Here is a 16621-nt window from a genome sequence, read left to right on the forward strand (position 1 = left end):
GGCCACGCATAGGAGGCCAATGTGACATTCACGCGATACGCGATCTATTTTGCGCCACCCGCCGGGGCCGAGTGGACCCGGTTTGGCACAAGCTGGCTGGGTTGGGACATAGAGGCCGGCGCTGCGGTCGCACACCCCGATATCCCCGGCGTGGATGTGGCCGCCGTCACGCAGGTCCCGCGCAAATACGGGCTGCACGCGACGATGAAGCCTCCGTTCCGACTGCGCAACGGGCAGACAGTTGAGGCGCTGCGCGAGGCTTGCGCCCAGATGGCTGCTGCGCAGGCCCCGATCACGTTGGAGGGGCTTGAGATCGCACGTCTGGGCCGGTTCCTGGCCCTGCGCCCCACAGGCGACGAGGCGGCGCTGAACGCACTGGCCGCCGCCTGCGTGCGTGATCTGGATAACTTCCGCGCGCCTGCATCCGACGCCGAATTGCAGCGTCGTCGCGCCGCCGGGCTGTCGCCCGCGCATGAGGCCAATCTGGTGCAATGGGGATACCCTTACGTGATGGACTCGTTCCGCTTTCACATCACCCTCAGCGGCAAGTTGGACAAACCTACGCTGGCCACCGTTCAGGATGCGCTGGACACGCGGCTTGCGCCCCTGCTGCCCACGCCGTTCCACATCACCGATCTGGCGCTGATGGGCGAGGCCGCGGACGGGCGGTTTCACCTGATCCATCGCTATGCCCTTTCCGGCTGAAGCTTGGTCAGGATGGCGTTGACCGTCTGGTCCAGCGGACCGGAATTATCGATCTGCACCACCCGGCGCAATCCATCGGGCAACGTGATCTGCGCGCGTTCAAGCCGACGAGCCTGATCCGTCGCACTTTCGCGCCCGCGGGCCGACAAGCGTTGTGCCAGCACCTGCGGATCAGCGGTCAGCGAGATCACGACCAGATCGCCAAACACCTCTTGCGCGCGCAAAAGCACGGATCGGGACAGGTTCACCAAAACTGCATCCGCCTGCCCCCGCAGCTGCTGGATGCTTTGGGGCACCCCATACAGCAACCCATGGGCGGGCCAGTGCAGGGCAAAGGCATCCTCATCCACCATCTGCTGAAATGTGCCTTCGGAGACCCGGTCGAAATCCTCACCCTCTTCGCCCTCGGGGCGGGTGATCACCCGGCGCATCCGGTGAATGCGTGCGGAGCGCGCCTCCAGCGCCTCAATCACGCTGTCCTTGCCAACGCCAGAAGGTCCGACAACCGCGATGACAGGCGCAAGGGTCATGCCGCCAGTCCCGGTGTGAAATCCGAGACGTTGATCTCACGGTCGCACACCCGTTCACGCGCGCCGACATCGTGGAAAATGCCGATGATGGCCGCGCCGCGCGCTTTGGCCTCTTCGATCAGGCTAAGCACGGTTTCACGGTTATGCACGTCCAGCGAGGCGGTGGGCTCATCCAGCAGCATCGCAGGATAGTCGTGCGCAAAGCCCCGTGCGATGTTCACGCGCTGCTGCTCGCCGCCCGAAAAGGTCGTGGGGCTGAGCGTCCAGAGGCGTTCGGGAATGTTCAGCCGCGCCAACAGGCCTTCCGCCTTGTCGAGCGCCGCCTGACGGTCGCATCCGACGGCCAGCAGAGGCTCGGCCACCACCTCAAGCGTCGGCACGCGCGGCACCACCCGCAGGAACTGGCTGACATAACCCAGAGTGTCCCGCCGCAGGGCCAGAATCTCGCGCGGTTCAGCCTGCGCCACATCCACGCCGCCCACCATGACTTGCCCCGAGGCGGCCAGATAGTTGCCGTAGATCACCCGCATCAGAGTGGATTTGCCCGCCCCGGACGCTCCGGTCAAAGCCACGCATTCCCCGGGGGCCACGCTGAGTGTCGCTCCCTCCATCACAGGGATCGCTGCGCTGCCCTGATTGTGCAGGGTAAAGCTTTTACTGACGTTGTTCAGTTCAATCATCTCTCACACCTGCAACACGCTTGAGACCAGCAACTGCGTGTACGCATGTTGCGGATCGTCCAGCACCTGATCGGTCAGGCCGGATTCGACCACGTGACCGTCTTTCATCACCATCAGCCGATCCGCCAGCAGGCGCACCACGGCCAGATCATGCGTGACGATGATGGCGCTCAGCCCCATCTCGCGCACCAACCCGCGCAGTAGATCCAGCAGGCGGGCCTGAACCGAAACATCCAGCCCGCCCGTCGGCTCATCCATGAACACCAGCCGAGGCCCGGTCACCAGATTGCGCGCGATCTGCAGGCGTTGCTGCATCCCACCAGAGAAGGCGGTGGGGCGGTCATCAACTCGGTTCGCTTCGATCTCGACCCGGCCCAGCCAGTCGATGGCCTTGTCGCGGATGTCACCATAGTGACGGTCACCGACGGCCATCAGACGCTCACCAATATTACCGCCCGCGCTGACAGACATACGCAGCCCGTCGCGCGCGTGCTGGTGGACAAAGGCCCAATCGGTGCGCCCAAGCATCCGACGTTCGGGTTCGGACATGGTCACCGTATCCACCGGCCCGTCGGCGCGGGTGTCAAAGATCACCTGCCCCGCGTCCGGTTCCAGATGACCGGCCAGACAATTCAGCAACGTCGACTTGCCCGAGCCGCTTTCACCGACGATCCCCATAACCTCACCGGGATAGAGATCAAAGCTGACGCCGGTACAGCCGATCCGGGTGCCATAGGTTTTGCGGATATTCTGAACGCTTAACAGCGGGGTCATGGGGTTACCTCGGATCATAGGCAAATTCGATCCGGTTGCCTCCGGGCTCTCGGATCATGAAATGGATTTTTGGCCCAGCACCCGAAGGTTCGGGGGCAAACTCCAACTGAACGCCGGGCCAGTCTTTCACAGCGGCAAACACCACATCCAAAGACTCGCGCGATGGGATTTTGAACGCCACATGGTGCAGCCCGACATTGGCATGACGATCAAAGCCGTGCTGATTTTCGCCCTTTTGTTGCCAAAGGGTCAGAACCGCCGAACCGTTGCTGATAAAGGCCGAGGGGTACTCGGGCCGTCCACCAACCACATCCCAGCCCAGCGCCTCGACAAAAAACGCCTTGGTCGCCTCAAGGTCCGAAACCGTCAGGCCCAGATGATCAATTCCCAGTACGTGTTCACGCATCATGCTGCATCCTCCTTGGCCAAACGCCCCTCATGCCCCGCCGCGCGGCGCGAGCGGCAGTAATCGGTGTCGGAGCAGACAAACATCCGGTTGCCCGCGTCATCCATGATCACCTCGTCCAGATAGCTGTCTTCGGCCCCGCACAGGTCGCAGGGATGGTCTGCTTTGGTCGCCTCGAACGGATAGTCCTCGAAATCTAGGCTGACGACCTTGGTGTGCGGCGGCACCGCATAGATGCGCTGCTCGCGCCCCGCGCCGAACAGCTGGATCGCGTCCATTTCCAGCTTGGGGTTATCGAATTTAGGGATCGGAGACGGATCCATCACATAGCGCCCGGACACTTTTACCGGATAGGCGTATGAGGTCGAAATTGCCCCGTGCTGACTAATATCTTCGTACAGCTTCACATGCATCAGCCCGTATTCTTCAAGCGCGTGCATCTTGCGCGTTTCCGTCTCACGCGGTTCCAGAAAGCGCAGAGGCTCGGGAATTGGCACCTGATAGACGAGGATTTGATCCTCGGTCAGTTCCGCCTCGGGGATCCGGTGGCGGGTCTGGATGACAGTGGCCTTTTCGGTTTCTTCGGTGGTCGCGACCCCGGCGGTATTCTCAAAGAACTTACGGATCGAGACCGCATTGGTCGTGTCGTCCGCGCCCTGATCAATCACCTTGAACGTATCATCCGGCGTCAGCGTCGCGGCCGAGACCTGCACCCCGCCGGTACCCCAGCCATAAGGCATCGGCATCTCGCGGCTGGCAAAAGGCACCTGATATCCGGGTACAGCCAGTCCTTTGAGGATCGCCCGCCGGATCATCCGCTTAGTTTGCTCGTCGAGATAGGCGAAATTGTACTCGCTCATAGTATTCCTCTCTCGGACAATTCGGCTTCCAGTGCTTCGGTGCCGACAAAATGAATAGCGTCCATTCCCACGGCACACGCACCTTCGACATTGTGCAAACCATCGTCGATGAACACGCAGTCTTGGGGCTTGACAGCGGTACGTTCGCAAAGAAGTCTAAAAATACGCGGGTCGGGCTTCATTACGCCTTCCTGACCGGACACCACTAACGTGCCGAACACCTCACCCAACCGGGGGTGCACCTTCAAACCCTCTGGCCAGGTTTCAGCCGACCAATTGGTGATGGCGTGGACGGGGGTTCCATTTGCCTTGAGGCGATCGAGGATATCCCAAGTACCGTGCACCGCGTTTTGGACGGTGAGGGTATATCGCTCCACGTAGGAGGCGAACAGGTTTTGATCCTTTGGGTCCGCCAACTCTTTGGCCATATCGGAGAACAGCTCGCCATTGTCTCCCCGCGCGTTTTTGGCTTTGAACCCGGTGCGTTCGATAAAGGCGTGGGCGGCGTCCTCGGACCCCAGATCGTCAACCCAGGCAAGATGGGGGTGCCAATCAACCAATACGCCGCCGATATCGAATACAACGACCTTCATTCCGCAGCCTCCTTTGGCGTAATCCGTTCCTCGGCCTCGCGGCGTAGTTTTCGGACCAGTTCCAGTTCGGACTGGAAATCCACGTAATGCGGCAGTTTGATGTGTTCGAGGAAACCGGTGGCCTGAATGTTATCTGCGTGGCTCAGGACGAACTCCTCATCCTGCGCGGGCGCGCCCAAATTGTCCTCACCCAGCTCCTTCCAGCGCAAGGCGCGGTCGACCAGAGCCATGGCAATGGATTTGCGCTCGGACTGGCCAAAGACCAGACCATAGCCACGAGTGAACTGCGGCGGTTCGGTTTTTGAGCCTTTGAACTGGTTGACTGTCTCGCATTCGGTTAGTTCAACCTCACCAATCTCGATGGCAAAGCCCAGCTCGGGGATGTCCATTTCGACCGCGACTTTACCGATCCGCAACTCTCCCACAAAAGCGTGGTTGCGGGCGTATCCGCGCTGGGTTGAGTAGGCCATGCCCAGCACGAACCCCTCATCGCCGCGTGTCAGTGATTGCAAGCGCAGCGAGCGGGTAGAGGGAAACTCCATCGGTTCGCGGGTCAAGTCGCCCGGCAGGTCGTCGCTAGTGGGTTCGTCCTGAATGATATCTTCACCCTTTAGGAACTCGGTAATGTGAGGCGTAGGCTCGGTACGCGGCCCGGCCATGGGTGCAACCGTGTCGTTGCCATCTGCAGCTAGCTTGAAATCCAGCAGCCGGTGGGTGTAGTCAAAAGTCGGCCCCAGCACCTGCCCGCCCGGAGCGTCCTTGAACGTGGCCGAGATGCGACGGTCGCAGGCCATATCGCCCGTCTGGACAGGGTTGGAATAGCCAAATCGCGGCAACGTGGTGCGATAGGCGCGGATCAGAAAGATTGCTTCGATCAGATCACCACGCGCCTGTTTGATGGCCAGCGCGGCCAAATCGGGATCGAACAGAGAGCCCTCGGCCATGACCCGATTTACCGCAAGGCTCAACTGTTCTCGGATCTGGGCGATCGACAGTTCGGTGATATCCGTTGATCCCCGCCGCTCCTCTGCTAACCAGGAATGCGCGTTGTCGATGGCTTTTTCGCCGCCCTTGACCGCTACGTACATTCTTATGATCCCGCCGTTATTTGCGTGCTGCGCGGCAAGGCCGCGACTTTGTCTCTGCAGGTGAAAAAGAAATCACATCCCAAAGGATAAAGAGCCGAATTGTCCTGAAAGACCGCGACATCCGGTAAAGACAATTCTGACCGGTCCCGAATACCCGGCCCTGTCAGTATTGCCCCGTTCTGCGCAAGCGTTTCAAACTCGATAATCAGAGTAGCCGAGCGGTCAGGATATTCCGGTGTGCCTATGCGATAGTTGGAATTGCGTTGCAGGTCCGCCCATGCCCCTACTGCAAAATCCGCGCTGGACGCTTCGACAATCGGCGCGCCGGTGTGAAAGGTCAGCCATTGGCGCACTGCGTCAGTGTCTGCTGCGCCCGCGAGAAAGACCCTTGTATCCGGGTCACACAAGGTCAGCAACAAAGTACCCGCTGCTTGAGACAATGGCTCGGGTGGGCGCGCGCCAGCAATTGATCGGATTTGGCCAGGTCGCGCCATGACCGTCATTGCGGCCCGAAAGGCGTAGGCCGCCTCGATCGGGGCATTCGCAAAACCACCTGAGAATTGAAGATGCGCGCTCATCAGTCTTCTCCTCGGACCAGAGTAAAGAATTCGACCTTTGTCGCCGCCGCCTTGGCCGCCCGCTTGGCTCGTGCGTCCTGCATCTGCCTTGACAAAGGGGCGATAATTTCGGCGCGGATGGTCTCGGCCGTTGCTGTCTGCATCAGCGCGTCAACAAGGGCAGCGACTTCGGCTTTAGGCTTCGACCGGCCCTGAACATAGCCATGACCGACGGCACCGCCCTGCAACACCAGCGAACACCGGGTTACGGTCATTTCACCAAGATTGAACGGAGCCCCCGTGCTGCCGGTGCGCCCCCGAACCATTACCCCGCCAATCTCGGGCGCGCGTAGCCATTCAAATGTCGGGCGCAGTTGGACTTTGTCCCAAAGGGCCATCAGCGCGTCCTCGGGCGCGCGGGCCAACACGCCCATCCATTGCCGACGTTCTGCATCCGTTGGTTTATCGAGATCTGCCATCAAACCCTCTTGGCTGGGTTGTCTACTTGCACTATACAACTAGACAAATAATACATCTTAACCCCGCGGACCGCAATCCGCTTACTTGTGAAGATTTAGTGACATGGGCAAATCGCCAGTTTGGAAAAGCATCGCTCTTAGCCTGACAACCGACATTGCAGAAGGCCGCTATAACACTGGTGATCGCCTACCGACCGAAGCGCAGCTGGCTGCCAAATACGGGGTCAATCGCCATACGGTCCGCAGGGCTTTGTCAGATCTGTCTGACCAAGGCTTGGTACGCTCGAGACGAGGAGCCGGAGTTTTCGTGACGGCGCGCCCGACGGATTACCCCATCGGGAAACGCGTACGTTACCACAAGAGCATTTCGGCCAGCGGCAAGATTCCTGGCAAGAAAATCCTTACCCTTACCACTCGAACGGCTGATGTGGCCGAAGCTGAAGCTTTGGAACTATCCGAAGGTGAAGCCGTTCATGTCTACGATGGTCTTTCCCTGGCCGACGGTCAGCCGATCGGGCTTTTTCAAAGCGTCTTTCCAGCTGGGCGTCTGCCGGGCATTCTTGCCGCACTGGTAGAGACCCGGTCGGTGACCAAAGCGCTGCAGCAATGCGGGGTCGAGGATTACGTTCGTGTATCGACACGGCTGACGGCCCGCGCCGCGACGCCAACACAAGCGCTGCATCTGCAACTCAGCGAAGGCGCTCCGGTCCTGTACTCAGTGGGCGTAAACGCAGATACGAACGGAATTCCCGTTGAATTCGGACGAACCTATTTTGCAGGCGAAAGAGTCACACTTACGATGGACAACGAGTAGGCGACCAGAACGCTCCCGCCCGTCTTCGCCCTCCTTCCGGAGGTCTCATCCCGTTGGGCGTAGCGCCGCGCAAAGCGCGGCGCCCGGTCCAAGGCCGCCAGAGCGCGTCGGCGAAGCCGATGCGCACGCGGGCGCGAGAGCACATGTCAAACAGGTCCTCGGCCTATTCGTATTTCTCCAAAAAGGCTTCGGCGTCGAGCATTCGAAAGTCCGGCAAGGCAGCTCGTAAACGCGCGTTGTCCCAATCCCACCACGCCAAAGTCAACATACGCTCTGCTACGCCATCCGGGTAGCGTGGACGGATCAGATCGGCCGTAACCCTACCCACAATGCTGTAAGGCGCAACGTCTTTGGTGACGACCGCACCAGAAGCAATGATTGCTCCGTGACCCACGGTAACTTCGGGCTTGATAATAGCTGCATGGCCAATCCATGTGTCATGGCCAATTTCCGTCACCCGGCTTGCGCGATGCTGGAACCAATCCGCGTCGTCTTCGGCGTCATCCCAGTAGTCTGCTGAGCGGTACAAAAAATGATGCAAGGAAGCCTTTGCATAAGGATGATCCGTCGCACCGATCCGAGTAAAGCTGGCGATGTTCGCAAACTTGCCGATCCGCGCATTTGCAATGTCACACGTTCGGTCGCAATACGAATAATCCCCGAAGATCGCGTTTGCCAAGCGCGTCCCGGCACCTATTTCGACGTATTCACCAAACGTGCTGTTGATGATCGCACAATCGGGATGGATGAATGGCTGATCCGCTCGCAGTCTTGGCATGAAAGTTCCTCTGGACCAACACTCACGCGGTCTTGGTTTTTACCCGTTTGGATTTCGTTTCGCCCTGGATCAATCGGCGGCGCAACCAGCCCGAGAACCAATCCATCAGCATCACCATCAGGATGATCAGAACGATGTAGTAGGCAACCTCTTCCCAGTCTTTCTGGGTGATAATCGCCTGCGTCAGCAACAAGCCGATCCCACCGCCCGTAATCGCACCAATCACAGTGGCGCTGCGTGTGTTGGATTCGAGGAAATAGAGCAACTGGCTGAGCAGCACCGGCGTCACCTGCGGGATCACCCCGAACCGATAACGTTGCGGCGCGTTGGCCCCGGTCGATTGGACGCCTTCGATCTGTTTTTGATCCACATTCTCCAGCGCTTCCGAAAAAATCTTGCCGAACGTCCCCGTGTCTGTCACCAGAATGGCCAGCGCACCCGTCAGCGGACCGGGACCAAAAGCCCGCGCCAGAACGACCGTCCAGATCAGAGCGTCCACACCGCGCACAAAATCAAATACTCGACGCGTGAGGAACCGAACCGTTCCCAACGGGTTGAAGTTGCGAGTCGCAAGGAAAGCCAGCGGCAGGGCCACCATGCCCGCCCCCAAGGTTCCGAGGAAGGCCATCAGGATCGTCTCGAAAATGGCCCAGGCCACGTCCTGATGGCGCCACATCTTGTTAGTCCAGAAATCATTCAGGATCGCGCCCGCCTCACCATTTGCGGCCAGCCCGATGAGTTGCGGGACCGACTTGCCATAGTAGGGGCTATCGAGGGTGAAGAAGAACAGCTCCCACCCGTTGAAATAGCGGAACACTTCGGACCGGTTGCGCGTCACAGTCAGGCGGCCCGCATCCGTGGTGATCGCCATCCGGTTCTTTGAGACATTGATCCAATCGGGCACGTCGCCTGCGGGTAGCTCGGCCTGAACGCCCGCCGAACGGGTCGGCGTTGCACGCACCGTGCCATACCCTGGGATGTCATATTCCACCGTCTCAGGGCCAAACCGCACGATATGTCCGTCTTCCAAATCAATCACCGTGGTCTCGCCCAGAGCGACCCAATCCGGCGCTTGGCCTTCGGGATAAGCGCCCTTGCGCTCACCTTCGATTGCGGCCGAGACTTCACCTGTGCGATTGTCACGCTCGATGTGGGTTTTGTAACTGTAGCTGTCAGCCACAAGCGTCTTGCCGTTTTCCCAGTTGGCGCGTCCGGCCAATCCGGGCACGTCGAAAGCGAAAAACACATAGGTCAGATAGACCAGCACCAACGCAGGCAATCCAAAATTGATCAGGCGCTTTCGGCTGAACAGACGATCAGCCTCGGCCTTCAACTCATCAAGGGTGAGGTCAGTGGCGAAGGTGCTCATGCCCGCGCTCCTTTCTCGGTTCCGTGGGTCAGGCGATCGCGCAGATGGCCCGAGATTTGGTCGACCACCACAATTGTGACGAACAACAGCAAGAAAATCGCGGCAGCCTGATCGTACTTGCCCTGCCCCCAGGACATCGAGTTGCGCAGCTCATAGCCAAGACCACCTGCACCGACGAAACCCAGAATGGCCGAGGCGCGAATGTTGATCTCGAACCGCAGCAGCGCGTAGCTGACATAGTTCGGCCCAACCTGAGGGATCACGCCCAGGTACATGCGCTGCGACCAGTTCGCGCCGACCGAAGCCAAACCCTCGACAGGTTTGAGTGAGGCGTTCTCATTTACCTCAGAAAACAACTTGCCCAGTGCGCCAGCCGTATGGATTGCAATGGCGATCATCGCCGGAACCGGGCCACCACCCAGAATAAAGATCAGGACCAGAGCGATCACGATTTCAGGAATTGCGCGGCAGATATCGGCGATACGCCGGAACAGAGGGATCAGCGCAGGCCAGAGCGCCATTCCGCGTGTGGACATCAGCGCCAGGAACGTACCCGCTATGGTGCCGATCAGTGTGGACGCAGCGGCGATGTTGATCGTCTCGACCAGCGCCGGGAAAAACTTGACCAGATTGGCAGGCAGCGCGTCGATCTTTTCCCAGGCTTCGGACAGCACCTCTGCCGGGTAGTCAAAGATACGGTGCCAACCATCCGCGAAACTGCCCGCGTTGCGGTCATCCGCCGTACGAAACCCGGCGGCCATCAAGGCCACGAAAACAATCAGAAGAATACCACCGTAGACCCGCTTGCGTCGTGTCATCTCGGTATAGTCGGCCCGGATCTGGTCGACGGTCGGGGACCCTGCGGTCAGGTCTGTCATGGAATGCTCCTGAGTGGAAAACGGGGCCCGGCTTGGAACACCGGACCCCGGTCTTTGGGGTGTGCAGGCTTAGTTGGACTTCAGCTTGCGTGCTTCGATAATGACTTCGTAGGCTTCGTGGGTGATCGGCTCGAACGCGCGGGCTTCACCAGCAGCAACGCCGTAGAAGCATTCACGGTCTTTCTCAGCCAGACCAGCCATCAGAGCAGTCATTTTCTCTTTTACGTCTGCAGGCAGCGCGGTGCGCAGAACAACCGGGCCTTCGGGGATCGGCTTGGATTTCCAGATTTCGACCATGTCGTTCATGTCGACCAGACCGGCATCAACAGCGCGACGCAGCGCGCCCGACTGATACCCATCTTCCCAATCGCCCAGACCGTCCGCCCAGGTCACGCCGCCATCGACGTCACCGTTGTTCACGGCAACGATGGTCTGCTCGTGGCCACCGGTGAATTTCACCTCACCGAAATAGTCGCCCGATTCCATGGTGGAACCCGTTGCCGCAGGGATTTCGATCGACGGGATCAGGTAGCCCGAGGTCGAGTTCGGATCGCCAAAACCAAAGGTCTTGCCCTTCATGTCCTCCAGCGAGGTGATGCCGCTGTCTTTGCGCGCAAAACCGATCGAGAAATAGCCATAACCGCCATCGGTGTTGACCTTGACCAGAACCGGCTCGACCGCTTCGGGATCAGACAGGTAGGTTTTCGCATAACCCGAAGCACCCAGCCACGCCATGTCGATGGTGCCACCCAGCAGGCCCTGGATCACGCCGTCATAGTCCGCCGGTGCGAACAGCTTGGTTTCAACACCCAGTGTTTCCTCGGTGTATTCGCGCAGGCATTCGTTGTTGTTCAGACGGTCCTGAGCGTTCTCACCGCCCAGAATGCCGATGCGGAATTCGTTGATATCCGCGGACAGGGCCGGCGCGGCCATTGCAGTTGTGGCCACCAAGGCTGCCATCAGTTTTTTCATCTGTCTCTCTCCGGTTTGATATGCCGGCCTTTCATCGGCCGGTCGATGAAAGGGGTGGCTGGCTTAGATGGTTGCTTCCGCTTCCATCAGGGCCTTCTGAGTCGCATCCAGCGTCTCAATCTCGGTCGATGTCGCCTCTTCCGAGAAGCTGGCATCAGCGCCATAGATCTCGCGGGCGACGCCGGTTGTCAGTTGCTCGGGCAGGCCGTCGAACACGATGCGACCGTCACGCATACCGACAACGCGGTCGCAATAGCGGCGCGCAGTATCCAGCGTGTGCAGGTTGGCGATGACTGTGCGGCCGTCTTCTTCATGGATGCGGCGCAGTGCCTGCATGACGACCTGCGCATTCATCGGATCCAGCGAGGCAATGGGTTCGTCCGCCAGAATGATGCTTGGGTCCTGCATCAGCGCGCGCGCGATGGCGACCCGCTGTTGCTGCCCACCTGAAAGCGCCTCGGCGCGTTTAGGCGCGTGTTCTGCAATGCCCAACCGATCCAAAATGTCGATGGCGCGGTGGATATCGGCCATAGGAAACATGTTGAACATGGTCGCCAGCGTAGAATGGCGGTTCAACGTACCGTGCAAAACGTTCGATACCACGTCCATGCGCGGCACCAGATTGAACTGTTGAAAAATCATCGCGCAATCGGCCTGCCAGGCACGCTTGTCGCGGCCCTTCAGCTTGGTGACATCACGGCCACCGAAAAGGATTTCTCCGTCGCTCGCGTTGGTCAGACGGTTGATCATCCGCAGCAGGGTCGACTTCCCTGCCCCCGAACGACCGATGATGCCAATCATGCAGGGTTTATCTATTTCCAACGTGGCTAAATCGACTGCGACGTTTTCACCGAAGCGCTTGGTCAGTTTCTTGATGTGCAGCACAGGCCACCCCCAGTTCGTGTTGGCGGTCTGCTAAAGGCAATCTTCAACGGCTATGTGTAACTTGGGTGAAAGTTTTGTAACGCAGCGCCAATGATCGATGGCTCTACACTTCTGCGCCTACCGCAGGTATATGCGGGCCGACTCTTAGACACTGAAACGAGGCCACACATGTCCTTTGACCGAAGCATCAAGATCGCACCGTCGATCCTCTCCGCCGATTTCGCCAATTTCGGGGCCGAGATTCAGGCGATCGAAGCGCAGGGGGCCGATTGGGTCCATGTGGACGTGATGGACGGCCATTTCGTTCCGAACCTGACCTTCGGCCCGCCTGCGGTCAAAGCCTTTCGCCCACATGTGAAGACGGTGATGGACGTCCATCTGATGATCGCTCCGGTCGACCCCTATATTCAAGCATATGCCGACGCCGGGGCCGATATCCTGACCGCGCATGTTGAGGCAGGGCCGCACACTCACCGAACCCTGCAAGCGATCCGCGCTGCGGGCATGAAGGCTGGTGTTGCACTAAACCCCGGCACCCCGGCCGAAGCGGTCGAACACCTGTTGGACCTGACCGATCTGGTCTGCGTCATGACGGTGAACCCCGGTTTTGGTGGTCAAAAATTCATTGATATGACAGCCAAAGTTCGCCGCCTGCGCCAGATGATCGGCGATCGACCTGTCCATATCGAGATTGATGGAGGCGTCGACCCAAACACCGCACCGTTGGTAGCAGCCGCTGGCGCGGATGTTCTGGTCGCTGGCTCGGCAGTCTTCAAGGGTGGCTCGGTTTCCAACCCTGACGTCTATGGCGAAAACATCCGCAATGTGCGCGCGACAGCAGAGTCAGCGCTTTAACAAGGCGCTTCATTGCGCGTGCTGCACATCGGATATGAACAATCCGAGCTACCTGAGCATCCTTCAATCGTTTAGATGCCGAAGGTCCATTTCAAAACCTGCGATACACGTCCATGGCTAAAGCAACCACACCCCGCCCGTATACCGCCTACCCGGTCGGGTTTGTCGGCATCCTGCCCCAAAAACTGCGCATGTTACAGAACCGGGTCGCCACGGCCCGGTCTTCAGTGCGCCGAATTCGCGCATATTGGTTGATGAACGACGACGAGCTGCGCGCACGTGGCCTGAAACGCGAAGACATCATTCGTCTGGTGCTGGCTGACGTCATCTAGCACAGCACCAGTCCTTGGCTGGGGCAGACCGGATTTTGATAGTCAGGTAGCAGATCCACACCCTGCCCGGTCGAGTGTTCTTGGTTTACTTGCTTTTCTGAACGATGCGCGACAGCTTGGCGTCTCGATAATCAAATCTCGGGCCTTCAAATGGTGCGAAGATTGCATCGCAGTCGGTCGCCTCGGGCGAAGGTGGCCGAATAAAATCGTGTAGTTCAAATCCATGCGCGGCCATAGCGGCTACAAAATCACTGAACTTATAGCCACCTTCATAACGGCGCCGGACCGAGACCTCGGCCAAGACAAAGGCGCAGTTTTTCAGCATTTCTGAAGCGCCCTTGATCACCTCGACTTCGAAACCCTCGGTATCAATCTTCAACCCATAGGGCCCCTGATAGTCCACGGCAATGTCGTCCAACGTCCGAACCGGGACCTGACGTTCCTCGATGGCCTTAGTTTGGGCACGCGCAGCCTCGTCAAACGTCATCATGGTAGCTCTCGTGCCCATGGAACGGTGGCCGACTGTTGGAATACGCAGCGTCGTTTGCCCGGCCTGGGAGCCGACTCCGCAGGCATGAAAGTCAAAGTCGATCTTGTCGCTCCAATTTCGTCTCAGCTTGTCCTCATACTCAGAGATCGGCTCGATCAACACGAATTTTGTCGTCGGAAAAGCCTCGTACAGGTGCGCCGTCCCACCGGCGACACCGACATCGAAAACTGTCGCAACATCGAACCCCAGACCTGCGATGTAACTGCCTGTCTCTTTGTCAGGGGAAACTTGGTACCCTCGACGTTTCAGACGTCGGGTCAAGCGTATTTCGGTGTCGTCCATTCTTAAGCTCTCCTATGCGCGGGGAAGGCATCCCATGCGACGGCACGGCTAAAGAAACACCATGACTGACAAAGCACAATCGGGAATCTCGTTGGTGGAATGGAATATGCGTTCCCAAATAACCTATTTGCAAAACGCAGCAGAATAAGCGGTTGAATCAACATCAGGGCCTGAGATTATTCGGCGATTAGTCCCGTACGCGCCGCCGCATACTCAAGACCACTACAATCAATACGGGCGCTGTCGAAATGACTTCCTTCGCCCGTCATCGCAATGAGAGCGCCATCAAGTCTTACCCTGCAACCAGACTCGAGTTGACGCCTCTGCAGTTAAACCGATCAACCATACCTTAGTTCTTTACAAGCCAAGGCTCTTCGACCCTCAGACCTTGATAGACTGCGTGCATGAAAAGATGGGCAATGACAGGGTCTGTTGAAAACGGGAAAAACTGCAGTTTGCCTTCTTCGACGCCTTCCTCAGCCTCGTAGACAATCTCGTCCCCCTTGACGGTTACAAGCACTTTGAGGCCCGCCAAAGTCTCTGGATTCACAGACGTGGGATCATCGGACAAGATCACAAAATCCGCAACTTTTCCGACCTCAATTGAGCCCTTGCTGTCCTCTTCAAAGTGCTGCCACGCGGGCCAGATCGTCATCGCCTTCAAAGCGGTCAAGACATCAACCCGCTGATGCGGCCCAAGAATATCACCCGATCTGGTGCGGCGGGTCACCGTTGCCGCAAGAACACGCATACTGTCTGGAAAGGCGACTGGCGCGTCGTGATGCGTGCCAAAAATCATATCCCGTTCGCGGAGCCATCCAGTGGGCGAGATATTGTCGGCGTTCACTGGTCCAACAGTATGATCACGGTGCCAGTCGCCCCAATAGAAAGTGTGCATCGGGAAAAGTGATGGAAAGACCCCGAGGCGCTTGAAGCTGGCCACTTGATCTTCCCGCAGAAACTGCCCGTGCACCAGAACCGGGCGGTTGCCCGGATCGTCATATTTGAGTTGCGCTTCTTCCAGTGCGGCAATCAGCATGTCCGACGCGCCTTCTCCGTTTGAATGCACGAGGATCTGGAACCCATTCTCATAACACCAGTTCACAGCGTCCTGCAGTTGATCCATTGTTATTGCAGCATATCCTGCGTAGCCGGCATCATAGGTGCCGACTGGATCATAGTAGGGACGATCCCGCAAAGCAGTAAAACCCTGCGGGGACCCGTCGATTGTAAGTTTGCAGCCGCCGACCCGAACCCGGTCAACGTAGTCCGCAGAGGTGTTATCGCGAATATAATCCCGGGCCTCCAATACGTCAGGAAACGCGACAACGTCGATGGGAAGTCCTTCCGTGGCACCGACCTTTCTTAGAACCTCTACGATCTCACCAGAAGATCGCCCCTCTTGTCCGGTCGTATATCCAAACTTGGCCCAAAGGTCGGCTCCGGCGCGGGCGAAGGCCACCAGACCTTCCTCACCCAGATTTCCCAGCATCGGCACAAGAACCGAGAAAAAGGCATATTCCTCCAGAACACCGTTGGGTTCGCCTTCTTCATCGCGCTGAATCACGCCACCCGGAGGAGCTTCTGAAGCGGCTGTAATGCCAGCCAACTCCAAAGCCCTTGTGTTCGCGACTCCCAGATGCCCGGACTGATGGATAATTATGACGGGCAAGTCCCTGGAAACTACATCAAGGTCTTCTCGCGTGGGATGACGCAGCTCTTGCAGTTGAGCGTTGTCGTATCCAAAACCAACGATCATTTTCACCTGTTCGACGGCCTCTGAATTTTCTTCTGCCCAATTCGACAGTGTGGCTTGCAGGCTGGCGATATCCGTGACTTCTCCGTCAGGTGGCGAAAGCAGGTTGGCCGACAATGCCTGCAGCCCGCCCATCACAACATGCCCATGACTGTCAACAAAGCCCGGAAGAAGTGCGCGCCCATTCAGATCGAAAGTTTGTGTGCCCTCACCTTCATGCACAGAGAGATCAGACAGAGATCCAACCGCCAGAATACGACCGTTCTTGACCGCGACCGCTTGGACGGAAGGGAGTGCATCATTCATCGTTACAATGGGGCCGCCTGAATAAATACGATCGGCAATTTGTTGTGTAAACGCACAAGTGGCTGAAAAAGAAATTGCTGCGGCAAAACAAAGCGAACGTATTGCTAAAGGCATCCTGAGGTTCCTTTTCAATCCAAACATTTCAATGTGAAATATTTTAGCATCAATTTGA

At 58.3% G+C, this 16621-nt stretch carries 20 protein-coding genes; 4 read left to right on the forward strand and 16 right to left on the reverse strand.

What is annotated here, in order from left to right; translation table 11 throughout:
* Positions 1–21 precede the first annotated feature (21 nt).
* The gene (locus tag ABWV79_RS05210; protein ID WP_170354811.1) at positions 22–705 is read left to right on the forward strand and encodes a DUF1045 domain-containing protein; all 684 of its coding nucleotides are present in this window, start codon (positions 22–24) and stop codon (positions 703–705) included.
* On the opposite strand, the gene phnN is transcribed toward ABWV79_RS05210, so the two are convergent.
* From phnN to phnG, 9 genes are read right to left on the reverse strand one after another with little or no spacing between them, the layout of a single operon-like run.
* Entirely contained in the window at positions 687–1235 is a 549-nt protein-coding gene (phnN, locus tag ABWV79_RS05215) for a phosphonate metabolism protein/1,5-bisphosphokinase (PRPP-forming) PhnN (RefSeq protein ID WP_353390751.1), read from the reverse strand. The two genes, ABWV79_RS05210 and phnN, sit on opposite strands and share 19 nt — an antisense overlap.
* Positions 1232–1915: a phosphonate C-P lyase system protein PhnL gene (gene phnL, locus ABWV79_RS05220; protein ID WP_353390753.1), complete on the reverse strand. Its 684-nt coding sequence runs from the start codon at positions 1913–1915 to the stop codon at positions 1232–1234. The genes phnN and phnL overlap by 4 nt, the downstream gene beginning before the upstream one ends.
* A gap of 3 nt (positions 1916–1918) precedes the next feature.
* A complete protein-coding gene (phnK, locus tag ABWV79_RS05225; RefSeq protein WP_353390755.1) occupies positions 1919–2689 on the reverse strand; it encodes a phosphonate C-P lyase system protein PhnK in 771 nt (256 codons plus the stop codon).
* Between the two features lie 4 nt (positions 2690–2693).
* On the reverse strand, positions 2694–3098 hold the full coding sequence (locus ABWV79_RS05230) for a VOC family protein (RefSeq protein ID WP_353390756.1): 405 nt from the start codon (positions 3096–3098) through the stop codon (positions 2694–2696).
* On the reverse strand, positions 3095–3955 hold the full coding sequence (locus ABWV79_RS05235; RefSeq protein ID WP_170354806.1) for an alpha-D-ribose 1-methylphosphonate 5-phosphate C-P-lyase PhnJ: 861 nt from the start codon (positions 3953–3955) through the stop codon (positions 3095–3097). The genes ABWV79_RS05230 and ABWV79_RS05235 overlap by 4 nt, the downstream gene beginning before the upstream one ends.
* Positions 3952–4548 (reverse strand): HAD family hydrolase, encoded by a 597-nt coding sequence (locus tag ABWV79_RS05240; protein WP_353390758.1) that lies wholly within the window; start codon positions 4546–4548, stop codon positions 3952–3954. Before ABWV79_RS05240 ends, ABWV79_RS05235 begins: the two co-directional genes overlap by 4 nt.
* Positions 4545–5636 (reverse strand): carbon-phosphorus lyase complex subunit, encoded by a 1092-nt coding sequence (locus ABWV79_RS05245; RefSeq protein ID WP_353390760.1) that lies wholly within the window; start codon positions 5634–5636, stop codon positions 4545–4547. The genes ABWV79_RS05240 and ABWV79_RS05245 overlap by 4 nt, the downstream gene beginning before the upstream one ends.
* Before the next feature lie 2 nt (positions 5637–5638).
* On the reverse strand, positions 5639–6214 hold the full coding sequence (gene phnH, locus ABWV79_RS05250; RefSeq protein ID WP_353390762.1) for a phosphonate C-P lyase system protein PhnH: 576 nt from the start codon (positions 6212–6214) through the stop codon (positions 5639–5641).
* Complete coding sequence (phnG, locus tag ABWV79_RS05255) at positions 6214–6672, reverse strand: phosphonate C-P lyase system protein PhnG (protein ID WP_170354800.1); 459 nt, start codon at positions 6670–6672, stop codon at positions 6214–6216. The genes phnH and phnG overlap by 1 nt, the downstream gene beginning before the upstream one ends.
* A 103-nt stretch (positions 6673–6775) precedes the next feature.
* Between phnG and phnF the strand changes: the two genes are divergently transcribed.
* Complete coding sequence (gene phnF, locus ABWV79_RS05260; RefSeq protein ID WP_170354798.1) at positions 6776–7486, forward strand: phosphonate metabolism transcriptional regulator PhnF; 711 nt, start codon at positions 6776–6778, stop codon at positions 7484–7486.
* Between the two features lie 163 nt (positions 7487–7649).
* Here phnF and ABWV79_RS05265 read toward each other — a convergent pair whose 3' ends face one another.
* The 5 genes from ABWV79_RS05265 to phnC form a co-directional block, all read right to left on the reverse strand.
* Positions 7650–8264 carry an LbetaH domain-containing protein gene (locus tag ABWV79_RS05265; protein ID WP_353390763.1) on the reverse strand — a complete coding sequence of 205 codons (615 nt, stop codon included), beginning with the start codon at positions 8262–8264 and terminating at the stop codon, positions 7650–7652.
* Between the two features lie 22 nt (positions 8265–8286).
* Complete coding sequence (phnE, locus tag ABWV79_RS05270) at positions 8287–9633, reverse strand: phosphonate ABC transporter, permease protein PhnE (RefSeq protein WP_353390765.1); 1347 nt, start codon at positions 9631–9633, stop codon at positions 8287–8289.
* Positions 9630–10511, reverse strand: a complete 882-nt coding sequence (gene phnE / locus ABWV79_RS05275) for a phosphonate ABC transporter, permease protein PhnE (RefSeq protein WP_353390767.1) — start codon at positions 10509–10511, stop codon at positions 9630–9632. Before phnE (ABWV79_RS05275) ends, phnE (ABWV79_RS05270) begins: the two co-directional genes overlap by 4 nt.
* Positions 10512–10580: 69 nt before the next feature.
* Positions 10581–11483, reverse strand: coding sequence for a phosphonate ABC transporter substrate-binding protein (gene phnD / locus ABWV79_RS05280; protein ID WP_353390768.1), 903 nt, complete (start codon positions 11481–11483; stop codon positions 10581–10583).
* Positions 11484–11546: 63 nt separating this feature from the next.
* Positions 11547–12368 (reverse strand): phosphonate ABC transporter ATP-binding protein, encoded by an 822-nt coding sequence (gene phnC / locus ABWV79_RS05285; RefSeq protein ID WP_353390769.1) that lies wholly within the window; start codon positions 12366–12368, stop codon positions 11547–11549.
* Positions 12369–12536: 168 nt separating this feature from the next.
* On the opposite strand from phnC, the gene rpe reads away from it, so the two are divergent.
* Positions 12537–13223, forward strand: coding sequence for a ribulose-phosphate 3-epimerase (rpe, locus tag ABWV79_RS05290; protein WP_353390770.1), 687 nt, complete (start codon positions 12537–12539; stop codon positions 13221–13223).
* Between the two features lie 113 nt (positions 13224–13336).
* Positions 13337–13555 (forward strand): hypothetical protein, encoded by a 219-nt coding sequence (locus ABWV79_RS05295; protein ID WP_353390772.1) that lies wholly within the window; start codon positions 13337–13339, stop codon positions 13553–13555.
* 85 nt (positions 13556–13640) lie between these two features.
* On the opposite strand, the gene ABWV79_RS05300 is transcribed toward ABWV79_RS05295, so the two are convergent.
* Both ABWV79_RS05300 and ABWV79_RS05305 read right to left on the reverse strand, forming a co-directional pair.
* Entirely contained in the window at positions 13641–14387 is a 747-nt protein-coding gene (locus ABWV79_RS05300) for an FkbM family methyltransferase (RefSeq protein ID WP_353390774.1), read from the reverse strand.
* 349 nt (positions 14388–14736) lie between these two features.
* Positions 14737–16449 (reverse strand): amidohydrolase, encoded by a 1713-nt coding sequence (locus ABWV79_RS05305; protein WP_353390776.1) that lies wholly within the window; start codon positions 16447–16449, stop codon positions 14737–14739.
* Positions 16450–16621 lie beyond the last annotated feature (172 nt).

This window comes from Ruegeria sp. HU-ET01832 (genome assembly GCF_040371315.1).
GTDB lineage: Bacteria > Pseudomonadota > Alphaproteobacteria > Rhodobacterales > Rhodobacteraceae > Ruegeria > Ruegeria lacuscaerulensis_A.